The organism is Lacicoccus alkaliphilus DSM 16010, from assembly GCF_900142805.1.
Lineage (GTDB): Bacteria > Bacillota > Bacilli > Staphylococcales > Salinicoccaceae > Lacicoccus > Lacicoccus alkaliphilus.
Genome location: NZ_FRCF01000005.1, coordinates 89,268 through 105,883, shown reverse-complemented (window position 1 = coordinate 105,883; position 16,616 = coordinate 89,268). Strand labels below are relative to the sequence as shown.

18 protein-coding genes are annotated in these 16,616 nt (G+C 50.3%); 13 read left to right on the top strand and 5 right to left on the bottom strand.

Annotated elements, in window-relative coordinates; all coding sequences use genetic code 11:
* Positions 1-113: 113 nt before the first annotated feature.
* Entirely contained in the window at positions 114-1,112 is a 999-nt protein-coding gene (trpS, locus tag BUA12_RS07825; RefSeq protein ID WP_072710044.1) for a tryptophan--tRNA ligase, read from the bottom strand.
* Between the two features lie 292 nt (positions 1,113-1,404).
* Here trpS and spxA point away from each other — a divergent pair, with 292 nt between their 5' ends.
* The 9 genes from spxA (at position 1,405) to BUA12_RS07785 (ending at position 9,474) form a co-directional block, all read left to right on the top strand.
* Positions 1,405-1,803, top strand: a complete 399-nt coding sequence (gene spxA, locus BUA12_RS07820) for a transcriptional regulator SpxA (RefSeq protein ID WP_052256930.1) — start codon at positions 1,405-1,407, stop codon at positions 1,801-1,803.
* A gap of 199 nt (positions 1,804-2,002) precedes the next feature.
* Entirely contained in the window at positions 2,003-2,656 is a 654-nt protein-coding gene (gene mecA, locus BUA12_RS07815; protein ID WP_072710043.1) for an adaptor protein MecA, read from the top strand.
* Positions 2,657-2,729: 73 nt separating this feature from the next.
* On the top strand, positions 2,730-3,716 hold the full coding sequence (locus tag BUA12_RS07810) for a competence protein CoiA (RefSeq protein ID WP_245772778.1): 987 nt from the start codon (positions 2,730-2,732) through the stop codon (positions 3,714-3,716).
* 35 nt (positions 3,717-3,751) lie between these two features.
* Complete coding sequence (gene pepF / locus BUA12_RS07805) at positions 3,752-5,551, top strand: oligoendopeptidase F (RefSeq protein ID WP_072710041.1); 1,800 nt, start codon at positions 3,752-3,754, stop codon at positions 5,549-5,551.
* Positions 5,552-5,934: 383 nt separating this feature from the next.
* A complete protein-coding gene (locus BUA12_RS13050) occupies positions 5,935-6,093 on the top strand; it encodes a hypothetical protein (RefSeq protein ID WP_178138247.1) in 159 nt (52 codons plus the stop codon).
* A 27-nt stretch (positions 6,094-6,120) separates the two neighbouring features.
* Positions 6,121-6,591, top strand: coding sequence for a cytochrome c oxidase subunit II (locus BUA12_RS07800; RefSeq protein ID WP_072710040.1), 471 nt, complete (start codon positions 6,121-6,123; stop codon positions 6,589-6,591).
* 4 nt (positions 6,592-6,595) lie between these two features.
* Entirely contained in the window at positions 6,596-8,239 is a 1,644-nt protein-coding gene (locus BUA12_RS07795) for a cbb3-type cytochrome c oxidase subunit I (RefSeq protein ID WP_072710039.1), read from the top strand.
* Positions 8,240-8,266: 27 nt separating this feature from the next.
* Entirely contained in the window at positions 8,267-8,899 is a 633-nt protein-coding gene (locus tag BUA12_RS07790) for an SCO family protein (RefSeq protein ID WP_072710038.1), read from the top strand.
* A complete protein-coding gene (locus tag BUA12_RS07785) occupies positions 8,896-9,474 on the top strand; it encodes a hypothetical protein (protein WP_072710037.1) in 579 nt (192 codons plus the stop codon). Before BUA12_RS07790 ends, BUA12_RS07785 begins: the two co-directional genes overlap by 4 nt.
* A 342-nt stretch (positions 9,475-9,816) precedes the next feature.
* Here BUA12_RS07785 and BUA12_RS07780 read toward each other — a convergent pair whose 3' ends face one another.
* From BUA12_RS07780 to BUA12_RS07765, 4 genes are all read right to left on the bottom strand, one after another.
* Entirely contained in the window at positions 9,817-10,494 is a 678-nt protein-coding gene (locus BUA12_RS07780) for a Crp/Fnr family transcriptional regulator (protein ID WP_178138246.1), read from the bottom strand.
* A 107-nt stretch (positions 10,495-10,601) separates the two neighbouring features.
* Positions 10,602-11,396, bottom strand: coding sequence for a DsbA family protein (locus BUA12_RS07775; protein WP_072710035.1), 795 nt, complete (start codon positions 11,394-11,396; stop codon positions 10,602-10,604).
* A 35-nt stretch (positions 11,397-11,431) separates the two neighbouring features.
* The gene (locus BUA12_RS07770; protein WP_072710034.1) at positions 11,432-11,818 is read right to left on the bottom strand and encodes a globin domain-containing protein; all 387 of its coding nucleotides are present in this window, start codon (positions 11,816-11,818) and stop codon (positions 11,432-11,434) included.
* A complete protein-coding gene (locus BUA12_RS07765) occupies positions 11,812-12,402 on the bottom strand; it encodes a CYTH domain-containing protein (RefSeq protein ID WP_072710033.1) in 591 nt (196 codons plus the stop codon). The genes BUA12_RS07770 and BUA12_RS07765 overlap by 7 nt, the downstream gene beginning before the upstream one ends.
* Before the next feature lie 276 nt (positions 12,403-12,678).
* On the opposite strand from BUA12_RS07765, the gene yjbM reads away from it, so the two are divergent.
* The 4 genes from yjbM to fabI all read left to right on the top strand — a co-directional run bounded on the left by yjbM (position 12,679) and on the right by fabI (position 16,429).
* Complete coding sequence (gene yjbM, locus BUA12_RS07760) at positions 12,679-13,299, top strand: GTP diphosphokinase (protein WP_072710032.1); 621 nt, start codon at positions 12,679-12,681, stop codon at positions 13,297-13,299.
* A 21-nt stretch (positions 13,300-13,320) separates the two neighbouring features.
* Positions 13,321-14,124, top strand: coding sequence for an NAD kinase (locus BUA12_RS07755; protein WP_072710031.1), 804 nt, complete (start codon positions 13,321-13,323; stop codon positions 14,122-14,124).
* Positions 14,125-14,142: 18 nt separating this feature from the next.
* Positions 14,143-15,519 carry a magnesium transporter gene (gene mgtE / locus BUA12_RS07750; RefSeq protein WP_072710030.1) on the top strand — a complete coding sequence of 459 codons (1,377 nt, stop codon included), beginning with the start codon at positions 14,143-14,145 and terminating at the stop codon, positions 15,517-15,519.
* Positions 15,520-15,661: 142 nt separating this feature from the next.
* Complete coding sequence (gene fabI, locus BUA12_RS07745) at positions 15,662-16,429, top strand: enoyl-ACP reductase FabI (protein WP_072710029.1); 768 nt, start codon at positions 15,662-15,664, stop codon at positions 16,427-16,429.
* The last annotated feature ends 187 nt before the right edge of the window (positions 16,430-16,616 follow it).

Genomic DNA, 16,616 nt, shown 5'->3' with positions numbered 1-16,616 from the left:
CTGAATGAGCGCTAGCCGGCCCCTGTCGCTCACTGGGCCGCAGGAATGAGCGATATAAAAAAACGCACACCCTCCGGTGTGCGGTACCCCATCCACTATACTATAGTAGAAACTTATCGTCTCTTCCTGCCGAGTCCCATTGCGCGCTCCATCTTTTCGACCATTTTGTCGGCTTTTCTCGATGCACGCTCGCGTCCTTCGTCCAGGATATCATCGATCCGTCCGGAATCGACGTACTCGTTGACACGTGCCTGGAAGTCAGTCAGGAATGATTCGACGACTTCACCGAGTGCAACTTTAAATTCGCCGTAGCTCTTGCCGGCATAATCGGACTCCAGCGTCTTGATGCTCTTGTCCGTCAGCCCGCTGTATATTACAAGGAGATTCGAAATCCCCGGTTTATTCTCTTTATCAAAAATGATTTCGGATCCGGAATCGGTCACGGCGCTGCGGATCTTCTTCGCAGCAGCTTTCGGGTCATCCAGAAGTGAAATATAGGATTTTGCGTTGTCATCACTCTTGCTCATCTTCCTCGTCGGGTCGTTCAGGCTCATGATCCGGCCGCCGACTTCGGGATGTTTCACTTCCGGCACGGTGAATATGTCGTTGTAGCGGTTGTTGAAACGCTCGGCAAGTGTGCGTGTGAGCTCCAGATGCTGGTCCTGGTCATCTCCTACAGGAACGACGCTTGCACTGTACAGCAGAATATCTGCGGCCATCAAAGTCGGATAGGTGAGGAGGCCGACATTGATGCCTTCCTTTGCATTCTGTTTCTGTGCCTTATCCTTGAACTGGGTCATGCGTTCCAGTTCACCGATATAACTGACGCACTGAAGCATCCATGACGCTTTGGCATGTGCCGCCACCTCACTTTGTACGAACAGGGTGATCTTATCCGGATCGAGTCCGGAGGCGAGGTAAATCGCTGCGAGTGTCTTGGTGTTCTCCCTTAACTTCAACCTGTCCTGGGGCACCGTGATCGCATGCTGGTCGACGATGCAGAAGTATGAATCGTATTCATCCTGAAGTTCGGTGAATTGTTTGTATGCCCCGAGATAATTTCCGATTGTCGGTATGCCGCTTGGCTGTACTCCTGAGAATAATGTTTTCATAATTGGTTACCCTTCCCTTATTGACTTATCAGTCGCTCTTGTTAGTTCAATCATAATAAAATTCGCGCATAACTGCAATACAGTCGAATTTTCGTCAAAATTGACAAAAATAAAATTTTCTAAATTTTTGTGTGATTATTAAGGTTTTCTCATTTTATTTTAATGTTCGACCGTTATAATATGAATTGTAAGTTAGTTGATGCACTTGAATCGTTCTTAAGGATGGTTACAAAGTGTCCCACATGGGGTATACTAATGATACAAATCTATTGAGTATTGGAGCGTGAGTTGTATGGTAACATTGTTTACTTCTCCAAGCTGCACGTCTTGCCGGAAAGCTAAAGCGTGGCTGCAAGAAAATGAAATCCCTTATACTGAAAGGAATATATTCTCCGAGCCATTGACATTGGAAGAGGTCAAAGCGATTTTAAGAATGACCGAAGATGGCACTGATGAAATCATTTCAACACGTTCAAAAACTTTTCAGAAGTTGAATGTGGATATCGATTCCTTACCTATGAAAGAATTATACACATTAATCATGGAAAATCCAGGTCTTTTGAGAAGACCGATCATCATGGATGAAAAGCGTCTCCAGGTCGGCTACAACGAAGATGAGATCCGTCGTTTCCTCCCGCGTAAAGTGAGGAACTTCCACCTTCTTGAAGCTAAAAGGCTGGCTGAGATGTAATCACCCATACATTGACTTTAAGTTTCAGTTTGATCCCCCCTGTATAAACTGATATATTCTAAATGAAAGCCTGCGGATTTCTTGAATTCCGCAGGCTTTTTAAGTATACTTTATTGAACAAAAACAATGTATTTGTTTTATTATTGTAAATGAAGGTATACTATAAGTAATAAGTCTCTTGTGAGAGGAAGTGAAATCAATGAGGATAGAACGTGTCAATGAGTCGACGATCAAATTCTTTATGACTTATGCCGACATCGAGAAGCGCGGGTTTGACAGGGATGAACTCTGGATGAACAGGAAGCGCGGTGAAGAATTCTTCTGGTCCCTGATGGACGAAGTCAATGTGGAACATGGCGAAGGCTTTGGAATGGAAGGGCCGCTGTGGATCCAGGTCCATGCATATGACCGCGGTATTGAAGTAGTGGTGTCAAAATCTCAAAATGGTGAGGAAGATTACGCGATGGACCCATCCAACATGAACATAAATGACAACGATATTGAATCGTTCTTGAACGATGCGGTCGAAAGTGCCTCCGAAACGGAGCAGTCGACGGAGCAATTCGCACTGGTGAAGTTCGATGATTTTGAAACATTGATTGAATATGCACACCAGGTGGAACTGGACGAGACGGTGTATGAAGACCTGCTCCACGTCTATAACGGCGAGTACTATTATCAGGTGATTTTCGACCACCGTCTGTCGAAGGCGGAGATCCAGGGCGTCGAGGCGTCCCTGACCGAATATGGCAGTCCGTCGGATGTTGCCCCGGCATTGATTGAAGAATATGGTGACATCATCATGAGCCATAACGTCCGTGCCCAGGTAAGAAGATTTTTCCAAGAAAAATAATTTACTCATCAATAAAATAAATCAAAAACCCCCATTTCCGGCATATATAGGAAAGGGGGTTTTTATTTTGAAAATGGCTGTTGATGAAAACGGCGGGCAGGTACTTGCCGATAATGCAAAGAAAGGCCGGCATTATTTCTGCCCGGTCTGCGATTCCAGAGTCACTTTGAAGAAAGGGCCGGTGAAAACCGCCCACTTTTCGCATCATCACATCATGGACTGCATGCGGTATCTTTACAAACGGGAGTCTGTTGCGCATCTGGAACTGAAGCACGACCTTTATCTGGCACTCACGCCCGATCACCATGCAGCGATGGAATATTATCTGCCGGAGATAGAGCAGATTGCAGATCTTTTGATCAATGAAAGCCTGGCACTCGAAATCCAGCTTTCCACCATCGCGCCACAGCTGATCCTGGACCGTACCGGCGGTTATGCTTCGATCGGCATCGATGTGATCTGGCTGCTCGATCATGCCTCCCTTAAGGCGGAAGGTGAGTACATTATTCCAACACATTTTCAGCTTGCGTGCCAAAAGGCCTGTAAAATTTATACGATCGACTTCAAAACGAAAGATGTTTACATCCACCATCTCCGCCATCACGCCGGGGGCGGGCGGTTTTATTTCAAAAAGGAGAGGGTGGATGTGAAATCACTGCCGGACCATGTACCCCCGGAGCACCTTGGTGCAAGGCAGCTTTCCACAGTCGAACTGAAACGCATCATCAGCCGTGAGCGCAGCAGGCGGACGGTCCAGAACCTGACATTGACGTTCCTGTATCAGATGCGCCTGACTGTGGAGACGCTGCCGGAGTATTTGAAGTATACGACACCGGCTGAGCGTCTGATCGCGAATCCGCCGCTCGAATGGAAGCTTTTCATCTACTATCATCTTGAGCGGGGCACGTTCAACATGACGTTGTTCATGGAAATGCTGAAGCCGAGGCTGATCCATGGGATATCCGGGAAGAACGTGCTTGCAAGACGGCTGATCCAGGAGTATGTCATGTTATATAATTCACATAAACGTTCGGAACTTGAAATTTCCCATGATAATTGAGAAAATTGGAACATCAATCTATTGGAGGGGTTTACATGGCGAAAGTCATTGCGAGAGATGAGCAGAAGCTCGAAAATACATGGGATCTGACGACGATTTTTGAAAGTGATGAAGCATTTGAAACCGAGTATGAAAAGCTGGAATCACATCTCGGGGACGAAGAGAAATTCAAAGGCAATATAAATTCAGTGGAAACTCTGCTGGAGGCACTGGAGACCGAACGCGGACTCGGTGAACGTCTTGGACGGCTGTTCGTCTACGCACATTTGAAGCACGATCAGGATACATCGAATGATACCTACAGTGCACTGGAAAGCCGTGCACGCACGCTGGCAGTCAAGTTCAGTTCGGCATGGAGTTTCCTCACACCGGAGATTTTAAAGCTTGAGGAAGAAACATTGAAAGCTTACATGGAAGATGACCGCCTGAAGGAATTCAAGTTCGATCTGGAAATACTGAATAATGAACGGCCGCACGTTCTGAGCGACAAAGAGGAAAAATTGATAGCACAGGCGGGAGAAGTGATGTCCACACCGTCTTCCGTGTTCGGCATGTTCAATAACGCAGACCTTGAATTCGAACCGGCAGTCGACTCGGAAGGCAACACCCACACCCTGACACAGGGCACTTATGTGGACCTGCTGAAGTCACCCGACAGAAAACTGCGCCGGTCCGCCTATGAAAACCTGTATTCAAAATACGATGCCTACAAGAATACTTTGAGCCAGACACTGTCAGGCGTCGTCAATACACACATCTTCAGTGCGAATATCAGAGGCTATGAATCGAGCCGCCACCAGGCGCTGTCGAACAATCATATCCCTGAGAGCGTCTATGACCAGCTTGTGGATACGGTCAATGATCACCTGCATCTGCTGCACCGTTACACTGAACTGAGGAAGAAAGTCCTGAATCTGGATTCCATGAAGATGTACGACATATATACGCCGTTGATCGAAGATGTGGATTTTGAAGTGACGTATGACGAAGCGAAAGAGTGGCTCAAATCGGGACTCTCCCCGATGGGTGAGGGTTATCTGGATATTTTGGATGAAGGGCTCTCCAGCCGCTGGGTCGATGTCTACGAAAATAAAGGCAAGCGGAGCGGTGCATACTCCTCAGGCACATACGGCACCAATCCGTTTATCCTGATGAACTGGCAGGATAACGTGAATAACCTCTTCACACTGGCACATGAATTCGGGCACTCGGTACACAGTTATTACAGCCGCAGGCACCAGACTTCGAACCAGGCCGGTTATTCGATCTTCGTCGCAGAAGTGGCCAGCACTTTCAATGAAGCGCTGCTCGCGGATTATATGTATGCGAATCTTGATGATACGAAAAAGAAATTATATCTGCTGAATGAGCAGTTGGAAGGCTTCAGGGGCACGGTGTTCCGCCAGACGATGTTTGCGGAGTTCGAACATGAAATCCACACGTTGAAGGAGAGCGGCGTGCCGCTCACGGCATCCAAACTGAGTGAAGTATACGGGGAACTGAACACGAAGTATTACGGTCCTGCAGTGGATTATGATGAAAACATCGAAGTGGAGTGGGCGCGCATCCCGCATTTTTATATGAATTACTATGTGTACCAGTACGCCACAGGCTATGCTGCGGCAGCGACACTGTCGAAGCAGGTGCTTGAAGGCGGGGAAGAGGTCAGGGACCGCTACATCAATGAATTTCTTAAGAAAGGCGCTTCCGACTACCCGATCGAGATCCTCAAAAATGCAGGGGTCGACATGACGACTAGCGAGCCGATCGCCAATGCGATGAAAGTGTTTGAAAGCCAGCTGGATGAGTTCGAAAGGCTGTTGGAAGAGGTTTAAGAACGAAGAAAAACACGACTTGTACTCATTTTAAATACAAGTGAGTATGTGAATACGTTTACATTATGAACAAATTGTGAAAAGCTGTTCAAAACATTGCTCAAAGCCTTGCGGGATGTTATATTTTATACATGAAAATTTTATCACTGAAACATACCCCTTTGTTATACAGTGAAAAATTTCTCCCATCCCCTTTGTTTAAAGCAGCACACTATAGTAGGTGTGCTGCTTTTTTTATGCCTTTATTTAACTGAAAATTCAATGTATTGAAACTTCTGAAAAACCTTCTGTGATGTGACTTGAATCACAATGCCGCACGTCCATCCCGCTTATACTTGAAACAAGTTGATAAGGACGCAAATGAATGATTGGGAGGGATGGAAATGGCAGAAAAATTGAGGGAAGAGGAAAAGCCGGTGGAAAGAAGCACGACTGAAGAATTGTCTTTAAAAGGCACATTATTTTCTACGATAGTCTTCGTCGGCGGCTCGGTCGTCCTGTGGACCGGTGTCCTGCTTGTTTTGTTCATCATGCGCCATTAACACGTTTGAGAAGGGAGTAGGAATACCATGAAAATGAACAAGATGGAAGAAATATGGATGATCATAGCGGTCGGCCTCATCATCATAGCGATGGGCATCACCGGATACCAGGCATTCGCCATGGGCATGGGTCCGCCGTCGCACCAGGAACATATCGACCCCCAGGCGATCGAATCGCATCCGGAATTCTCGGAACCGGGCGTCTACGAGCTCGGGGACAACCAGTATGAAGTGATCATGACGCTGCAGGCATTCGAGTTCCAGCCTGGTGAAATCACGGTGCCGGAAGGTGCGGAAGTGACTTTCAGGATGGCGACGAAAGATGTGGTGCACGGGGTGAACGTGCCGCATACCAACCTGAATACGATGGTGGTGCCGGGGTTCATTCAGGAAATTACACAGACATTCCACGAAGCGGGTGAATACATCATGGTATGCAATGAATACTGCGGTGTCGGCCACCATATGATGTCTGCAACGATTACGGTGGAGGAGTGAGAGGATGAAGAAACCACTTAAAATAGTCACATCAAACACACTGGCCTTGACGAACTTTGCCACAGCTTTCGCGCTCCTCCTCGTCGGGGGGTTCCTCGGCCTCGTCCAGGGGCTGAACCGTGCGGGCGTACTCGAAATCGTCGGCGGCATCAACTATTATGAAGTATTGACGCTGCATGGCATTTTATTGATACTTGCATTCACCACATTATTCATGAACGGCTACCTTTGGTCCGCAGTGGATTATGTCCTCGGCGGACTGACGAAAGGCATCAGGATGTTGGGCTGGGTGGCCTATGGGCTCTTCATGTTCGGCTCGATCCTGGTCGTCATCATGGTGCTGGCAGGAGAGGCGACGGTGCTTTACACATTCTACGCACCGATGGCCGCAAGCCCGTGGTTCTACATCGGACTGGTCTTCGTCGTACTGAACATCTGGCTGTCCGGCATCGGCGTCTTCATCAGTGCCTTCAGATGGAAGCGGCGGAATAAGGGGGCACACCTGCCATTGTTCGCCTTCTTCGCTGTCGGTGTATACGTACTCATCACTTTCTCCACCATGTTCGTTGCGGCGGAAGTGTTTTATATCATACCTTGGGCATTCGGCTGGATCGACACGATCAACGTCATGCTGACGCGGACATTGTTCTGGGCATTCGGGCATACGCTGGTCAACGTCTGGTACCTGGTCGCGGTTTCGGCATGGTACATGGTCCTGCCGAAAGTGATCGGCGGAAAGTTGTTCAGTGACTCGCTTGCAAGGGCGGTCGTCATACTGATCGTCGTCCTGAACGTGCCGGGCGGATTCCATCATCAGATTGTGGACCCGGGTTTCTCGGAAGGGCTGAAGTTCATGCACTTGTTCATGAGCCTGGCCATCGCGGTCCCTTCATTGCTGACGGCTTTCGCGCTGTTTGCCACACTTGAGCGGACCGGGCGCCGCCGGGGCGGAAAAGGACTCCTCGGCTGGTTCTGGAAACTGCCCTGGTATGACGTGAGGTTCCTTGCCATCATGCTGGCGATGATTTCGTTCATCTTCGGCGGGGCGGGCGGCATCGCACAGACCAACAACCAGCTGAACCAGGTCGTCCATAACACCTTATGGGTCGTCGGACATTTCCACGTGACCGTCGGGGTGGCAGTGGTGCTGACATTCTTCGGACTCGTCTACTGGCTCATCCCGCACTTGTCGGGCAGGGTGCTGACGAAGAAGATCCACAACCTCGGCATATGGCAGACGATGTTCTGGACGGTCGGCATGCTGTTCATGACACTGTCGATGTCATACGTCGGACTGCTCGGTTCACCGCGACGTACGGAATATACGACTTACGGCGGCAGTGAGACCGCACTGGCATGGGATCCATACCTGCTGTTCGTCGGGGCCGGCGGCACGCTGCTGATGGTCGGCATCGTACTGATCGTCTACATCGTCTTCCATCTGATGTTCCTCGCACCGAAAGGCTACACCGAGTTCATGGTCGTCGAGGAGCAGGAGGAGGATGCGCACAAAACACCGAAATGGACGGAGAACTGGGGACTCTGGGTCATCGTTGCCATACTCATCATTTCCATGGGGTACGTCGTGCCGCTGGTGGATCTGATCGGCAATGCACCGCCGGGATCACCGCCGATCCGGACATTTTGATCATATTAAGACAGGAGGCCACTACGGATGAAAAAAGATTTTGTAATCAGCGGAGTCATTTTATTCCTGGGTGGCCTCCTGCTGTTTTTCTCAACTAACGGATTCACCGCATTCACGATGGAGGCACAGCGGCTGCAGGATCTGAAAGACCGGCCGCCTGAATTTCCGAACATCGAAGTCGTCGACAATAAAGGGCGGAAATATGATTTTGATGAATTCGAAGGTAAGCATATGCTGATGACCTTCATCTATACTTCGTGTGCAACCGCGTGCCCCGAGATGTCGTCGAATATGAAATACGTCTATGACATGATCGACCCGGCGCTGTATGAAGATGACCTGGTGTTCTTAAGCGTCTCGTTCGATACGGAACGGGATACGGTCGAAGTGCTTGACCGTTACGCAGGGTATTTTGAAGCGGACGGCGGGAGCTGGCGGATGCTCCGTGTGCCGGATGAAGATGATCTTGAGGATATACTGGACATGTACGGGGTGACGGTCATTCCGGAAGGGGATGCGGATTATCAGCATAATACATCATTTTATCTGATAGAACCGGACGGCCGGCTCGGCGAAGTGCTGGATTACCGTGAGGTCGGTCAGGCAGTGGAGACGATCGAAGCAGCCGTGGCAGAGGATGCGGAGGTGTCGGCACGATGAAACAGTTCCGGTACGGATTGACGCTTGTGATCTTTCTGGCACTGCCCCCGGCGCGGGACCTGCTCGAATCCGTCATGGCTTTCCATATGCATATGCAGATGATGCTGTTGTTTGTGGCGGGGCTGCTGATGGCGCCCTTCTTTCAAAAACACTTCGGCCATATATTCGGAAAGTATAATGAAACCGGTCTGCCCGGTGTGGTGCTGTTCCTGATCATCCTGCTCTACTGGATGCTGCCGCGCGCGATGGATGAGGCACTCGAGCTCTGGTATGTCGAGTTATGGAAGTTCATCTCCCTGCCGTTCCTTGCCGGCGTGCCTTTGCGCGACAGTTGGAAGAAGATCTCCCGGACTTTTGAAGTCGTGCTGTTCCTGGTGCTGATGGTCATATTCGCAGTGCTGGCCTACCTGTATATATTCGCAGAAAGCACATTATGCAACAATTACCTGATGATCGACCAGCAGACGGTCGGATGGGGATTCGCTTTTCTGGTACTGTGCATCATCATGTATATACTGCTGGTACTCTTCACCGATCAGAGCCAGTACTTCGGTGATGATTCGGAATCCGCGTGAATGAAGGAGCTGGAACGGAATTTTATATGAAAAATAAATCCGTACGTTTGCTTTCCCGGGGCATCGCGCAAGCCTGTAGTCTTGCACAGATGCTGTTCCCCCGGGAGTCAAATGTACGGGTTTTTCGTCTCTTTCATTCAATTAATACTTCTTTAAGAACTGATGTTCCAGCCCCTTTTACGTTTGGCTTTAAGGAGGTGCCGGCTGCTCAGCTGAGGCTTACCCCCTCCTCAAGTGCACGCTCCGGCAAGAATCCTGTGCACTTGAACTTGAAAACTTACTCCGAGTGCACAAAACAGGAACCCCGCCGGGACAAATTCCGGCGGGGCGTTCCCATTCAACCTATATATACGTCTCAAGCTCATCCAAATCGACGATCATCCTGCCTGAACTCCCGATTTCCAGTATGCCGAGCTTCCTGAACATGGAGATGTTCCGGCTCACGGTTTCGCGGGTGAGGCCGATCATGTTGGCCATCTCCTGCTTCGTCAGTTTCAGGGTGATTTCCCGCCGGCCGTCATTGAGCACGAGCCCGTGTGCATAAGCGAGCCGGCGGATGAGAAGGAGCACCTGTTCATCAGTCGGTTTCAGTATCTTCTCCTGGAGACGGTGCTGCAGATCGACGATGACTTCACCGATGTAGTGGAACAGCTTTACAGCGATGCCCGGTCTCCTCCTGATGACCTCTTCAAAATCCTTCTTGCCTATGAAGACCACTTCGGAATCTTCAGCGGTCACGGCACTTGCAGGGTACGGGTCTTTCCTGAAGATCGCGTGGTGCGGGAACATCTCGCTTTTCCCGAAGAAGTTGATGATCTGCTCCCGTCCCTCTGCATCAATGCGGTATATCTTCACGTTTCCCCTGATGACGAAATAGAAGTTGACCATCTCCTCCCCCATATGGAAAAGGTGTGTGTGCTTTCCTATATTTTTATGATGGGCAATCTCAGCGACGGCAGAGATTTCCTCATCATCCAACGCTTCGAATATTTTCATCGATGATAAGTATCCTTCCAGCAAGGCCATCCCCTCCTCTCGATCTGATTATAACATTCCGGACCATGAAAAAATCCTGCAAAGCGATGAAACACTCTGCAGGATGGTGATGATGATGAATAAGAATGAAATCAATTGGCATTCAGGACTTCAGTCCCGCCGCGGACCTGATAATAAGTGGTTTCATCCGTCTCCAATTCATCGATCAGCCGTTTCAGCTTCAGTTTCTTCAGCTCATTCAGCAGCGGGCCCGTGCGCCATTCAAAGACGGTCTTCAGTTCATGGAAGCTGACCACTTCGAATGATTCGATATAGTCATAGATGCCGGGCAGCGGCTTCTTCTCCACTTCAAATTCAAGCAGTTCATTGATGATGTAGGTGAATATGTGGTAGGGGTAGGCACCTTCGACCTTGATGCCTTCTTCATGGACATCGCCGCTGAAGAACACCATCGCCGGGAGCTCCCCGACATCCATTTCACGGTAGACGGCAAGGTCGCGCCTCAGCATGCTTTTGACGGTGCTGGAGTTTATTTCTTCGAAAAAGCTCTGGATGTCCAGGCCGGCAAGCTCGGCGCTCTTCAGCATGTGGTCATATGTGCAGATGCTTTTCGTCGGCACGATGCGGTTCAATATATAGCGCATGAATGCGCGGGCTTTGTTCCGGCCCTGTACTTCAGCCGCTTTGTAGGCGAGTGCAAGATTATCCTGATCAGAGGTGGACTGAGCCTGACACTTCGTTAAAACTGTGAGTGACGGTGCAAGGATTTTTTGTATGGTGACGTATTCCCGGTACTCAATAATCAACTTATTGATGATGGGTTCCATTTCACGGCATACATCAGAAAACGGGTCGAAAAAGTAAAAGATTTCAACCTTCTGGTCGAGCGGCTCAACCGCCGGCCATTGGTGTATCACACGGTCCATCGAAGCTCCTCCTTAAATCTCACTGATCCTAAAACTCAGTCGGGTGTATTGACCATATGGTTTGCGGTCATCGTATATCTCTGGAATAAAAAATCCCTCAAATCTTCCGGTATCTCCACATCAAGCATGGCCTGGTACATGTTTTCGAGCCAGGCATCCCGGGCCTCGGGCGTGATGACGAAAGGCATATGGCGCGCCTTCATCATCGGGTGGCCGTACTCCTGGATGTACAGGTTCGGGCCGCCGAGGAATTGGACCTGGAACAATTTCTGTTTAAAGGCGGTTTCCTTGAAATCCCCCGGGAACAGGTGGTTGATGCGGTCATCGCGTTCAACATAATAATAGAAGCGGTCGACCATTTCGTACAGCTTTTCTGTGCCGATTGCTTTGTATGGGTTTGAAAGCGGGTTCTTCTTCACCATTGGGCCTCATCCTTCCCTTTTCTTAGAACACGGTAGAAACGTTCGCTTTTCGTCACTTCACCCCGGCGTGGGATGTCATGCTCCGCCATCAGCCGGTTGAAGAGCGCTTCACCTTCATCGTAATCGCTCACTTCGTATTCAATCTCATAATCCGTCGAACCGAGGTATGAACTCCTGTCCAGCACAAGCAGGCCGCCCTCATACTCCGTCTCATGACGTTCGGTCGCCAGGCTGCCGTAAATGTTCAGATCATCAAAGCCGATGTGCCTCTTTTCCAGTTCATCGGCAATGACACCGGGCACTTCAGTCTGTGCCACATGCTTCCTGTTGTCCAGATCAAGGTCCACTTCTGCATTGAACTCCAGGACACCCTTTACAGCCGGTGCCTTCAGTGTCATGATCTGCTTCCCGTCATCCCTGCGCACTCTGAGCAGCAGGGTGCTGCGCCTCAGCGCAAGGTCCGGGGTATCTATGTAATAGTTGACCAGGGACTGCCCGGGCACTCTTTTGAAGAAAGTGTCATAAAGCGTACTATATTCATCTTCGTCAAGCAAATTTTTAAATTCGATTTCCAGTTCAGGCATACACTCACTCCTTATATAGTATTATCCGAAATTTAAAATCGGCTGTAAAGCAAACAGATTTAAGAGATTATCAAAAGAGTGGTGATATGGTAAAATTAAATGCGTCAGCAGTGGTCGCACGGCCCCCCCGTGCCGAGGGGGGAGTGATGCGGACACTGCTAAATGTTATAATGGAAATGATCCGGAGGTGCCGGAGTGATACGGATCACGCGGCAGTCCGTCATAAATGAAATGAGAAGACAAAGACTGGGATCAGATATAAATGGAGGCGTTCAGATGGATGGATGGGATAAATTTCTTGCGCCCTATCAACAGGCTGTGGAAGAGCTTAAGATCAAGCTCAAGGGGATCCGCAAAGATTATCAGCTGAACCGTAAGTATTCACCGGTGGAATTCGTGACCGCCCGTGTGAAACCTGTTCAGAGCATCATCGAAAAAGCAGGCACGCGCAATATCCCGTACGACAGGCTGCGTGAAGAGATGTATGATATTGCCGGAGTGCGCATCATGTGCCAGTTTGTGGATGATATCGCCCTGATCTGCGATCAGATCAGGCTGCGCGATGATATGACGATTGTTGAAGAAAGGGACTACATTGAAAACACTAAAGAGAGCGGTTACCGTTCCTACCACCTGATCATCGATTATCAGGTCGAGAGCATCGACGGGCCGGTGCACATACTGGCAGAGATCCAAATCCGGACGCTCGCCATGAATTTCTGGGCGACGGTCGAACATACACTGAATTACAAATATTCCGGAGAGTACCCGCCTGAAATCAGGAGGAGACTGCAGAATGCTGCGGATGCCGCCTATCTGCTGGATCAGGAAATGTCCGAAATCAGGGAGGAAATCCAGGATGCACAGAAATACTATTCCAAGAAGCGCAACATTTAGAGGATGGAAGGAGGGCGCGTCATGAGATTTGTCATCGTCTCGAAAGGAGACACGAAATCAAACGCCTTGAAAGACCGGATGGTCCATTACATGTCGGACATGGCGATGGAACATGATGAGGAAAATCCGGAAATGGTGATCTCCGTCGGTGGGGACGGCACGCTGCTGCAGGCATTCCACCGCTATCAGCACCTGCTCGATACGGCTGCATTCGTCGGTGTGCATACAGGGCACCTCGGCTTTTATGCGGACTGGCTGCCGCACGAAGTGGAGCGTCTCGTCATCTCGATCCAGAATGATGAGTATCAGCTGATCGAGTACCCGCTCCTTGAAATCATCATCACCTATGAGAATTTCGGGACGGAGTCCAGATATCTTGCATTGAACGAGTCGACGCTCCGGACGGAGGATGGCACGACGCTTGTCAGCGACATCGATATCCGCAATCAGCATTTTGAACGGTTCCGCGGGGACGGCATCTGCGTCTCGACCCCTTCCGGTTCAACCGCATACAATAAAGCCCTCGGCGGTGCGATCATCCACCCGTCGATCGAGGCGCTGCAGCTGACCGAAATCGCATCAATCAACAACAGCGTCTTCAGGACCGTGGGCTCACCGCTTGTGCTCCCGAAACACCATACGACGCAGGTCCACCCGGTGAACAGTGAAATCTATAAGATGACCGTCGACCATATCAACCTCGTACATAAAGGGGTGCGCCAGATACAGTTCAGGGTGGCGGATGAAAAAGTGAAATTCGCACGGTTCAGGCCCTTCCCTTTTTGGAAAAGGGTGCATGAATCATTCATTTCAGATAGAGATTAAGTTTAGGTGGTGGGCTGGATGCCGGAAATCGAAGAGATGACAGAGATAGAAATTGAATATGAGGCTTTGCTCACCCAGCTCAGGGAAAATGATATCGACGGCTTCAGGGAAGATTTCCTGGACCTGCACACTTATGAGCAGAGCGAGTTTTATTCCGATCTGGAAGAAGCGGACAGGGACCTTTTGTATGAGGTGCTCTCACCGGAAGAGGTCTCGATGTTCTTCGACAGTTTGGAAATCGATGACGATGAAGCATATGATGAATTATTCGAGACGATGGATGCACGCTATGCCGCTGAGATGATCGGCAGGATGCAGTATGACAACGCCGCCGATATATTGAACAAGCTGCCGAAGTCGAAGGTCACCACGTTCCTTGCGCTGATGGACAGGGCGGATGCGGCAGAGATACGCAGCCTCCTGAACTACGAGGAAGATACGGCCGGCGGTATCATGACGACGGAATTCGTCAGCCTGTCCTCCCTCATGACCGTGCGGGAAGCGATGCGCCACCTGAAGGACGTCGCACAGGATTCCGAGACGATCTACTATGTGTTCATCGTGGATGAAAAACGGAAACTCGTCGGCATCATGTCCCTCAGGGAACTGATCGTTGCAGACGATGATGAATATATCGGGGATATCATGAACGAGCGTGTCGTGTCCGTCTTTGTATCGGATGACCAGGAAGAAGTCGCACAGATCATGCGTGACTATGACTTCCTTGCACTGCCGGTGCTGGATTATCAGGAACATCTCGTCGGCATCATCACTGCCGATGACATCATGGACGTCATCGACGAAGAGGCGAGCGAAGACTACTCGAGGCTTGCAGGTATGAGCGAGACCGAGAAGACTTCCGACACTTCCTGGGAAACCGCCAAAAAACGGCTGCCCTGGCTGGTCGGACTGACCTTCATGGGGATGATCACCGCCGGCATGCTCTCATTCTTTGAAGACACACTGGCACAGGTCGTGCTGCTCGGTGCCTTCATCCCATTGATTGCCGGCATGGCCGGCAACACCGGCACCCAGTCGCTGGCGGTAGTGGTGCGGGGGATAGCGACCGGTGAAGTGGATGCATCATCCAAGGTGAAGCTTGTGTTCAGGGAAGTCGGCTCCGGCCTGATCACCGGCCTCACATGCGGGACGCTGATCTACCTGATCATACTGGTCATGTACCAGGAGCCGACGCTCGGAATGATCGTCGCCTTCAGCTTATTCGTCGCCATGACCGTCGCGACATTCATCGGCACCCTCATCCCGATGTTCATGAACAGGATCGGCATCGACCCGGCGGTTGCGAGCGGACCGTTCATCACGACGGGGAACGACATCGTCAGCCTGATGATCTATTTCACCCTCGCGAACATTTTCATGGCGGCATTGCTTTAGGATGCGGGTGCATGGCTGTGATGGTTTTATTTTTCAAGCGGGTCATGATATGTGTTGCAATTCTTTTTCATTATTAGTAAATTAGTAGTAGGTACTAATAACAAGCGATAATAATACTTATTTTAATAAAGGAGACTTTACCATGAATCTGGAAGGCAAAACTTATGTCATTATGGGCGTCGCAAACAAGCGCAGTATCGCATGGGGCGCTGCACGTGCTTTGGACAGCATGGGTGCAAACCTCGTATTCACCATCCTGAACGAACGTTTCCGCAGAGAGCTCGATAAACTGCTCGGTGATCTTCAGGGCGACCACGAGATCATCGTCGAATGTGATGTTTCCAAAGACGAGGAAGTTGAACGTGCTTTTGAAGAGATCAAGGAGAAGACCGGCGGCATCGACGGCGTCCTCCATGCCATCGCATATGCCAACAAGGATGAGCTGCAGGGCGGCTACAGCGAGACTTCAAGGGAAGGTTTTGCACTGGCCCTCGACATCAGTGCATACTCACTTGCGATCGTCGCGAAGCATGCGAAGAAAGCATTCAATCCGGGTGCGAGCCTCGTGACGATGACTTATCTCGGCGGCGAACGCGCAATGCCGAACTACAACGTCATGGGTGTTGCGAAAGCGGCCCTTGATTCAAGCGTGCGCTATCTGGCGCTCGACCTCGGTGCGGACGGCTACCGTGTGAATGCAGTATCCGCAGGCCCGATCCGTACTTTGAGTTCATCGGCAGTCGGCGAGTTCAAGTCGATCCTGAAGGAAATCGAAGAGCGCGCACCGCTGAAGCGCAACGTCGACCAGCTTGAAGTCGGCAACACCGTCGCATTCCTGTTGAGCGACCTCGCGTCCGGCATCACGGGTGAAATCATCCACTGTGACTCCGGCGCAAACATTACAGCATAAAAATAAAACCGGTACCCTCATGTGAAGCGGGGGTGCCGGTTCTTTTCGTTTTGGCGGGGTGGGGGGCGATGGTTTGGCCGATAGACTACTTCTACCGCTCATTGACCCGGCTGGGTGAGCGCGGGCCCGCTTCTACCGCTCATTGACCGGTCTGAGTGAGCGCTGGAGTGCCTCTACCGCTCATTGA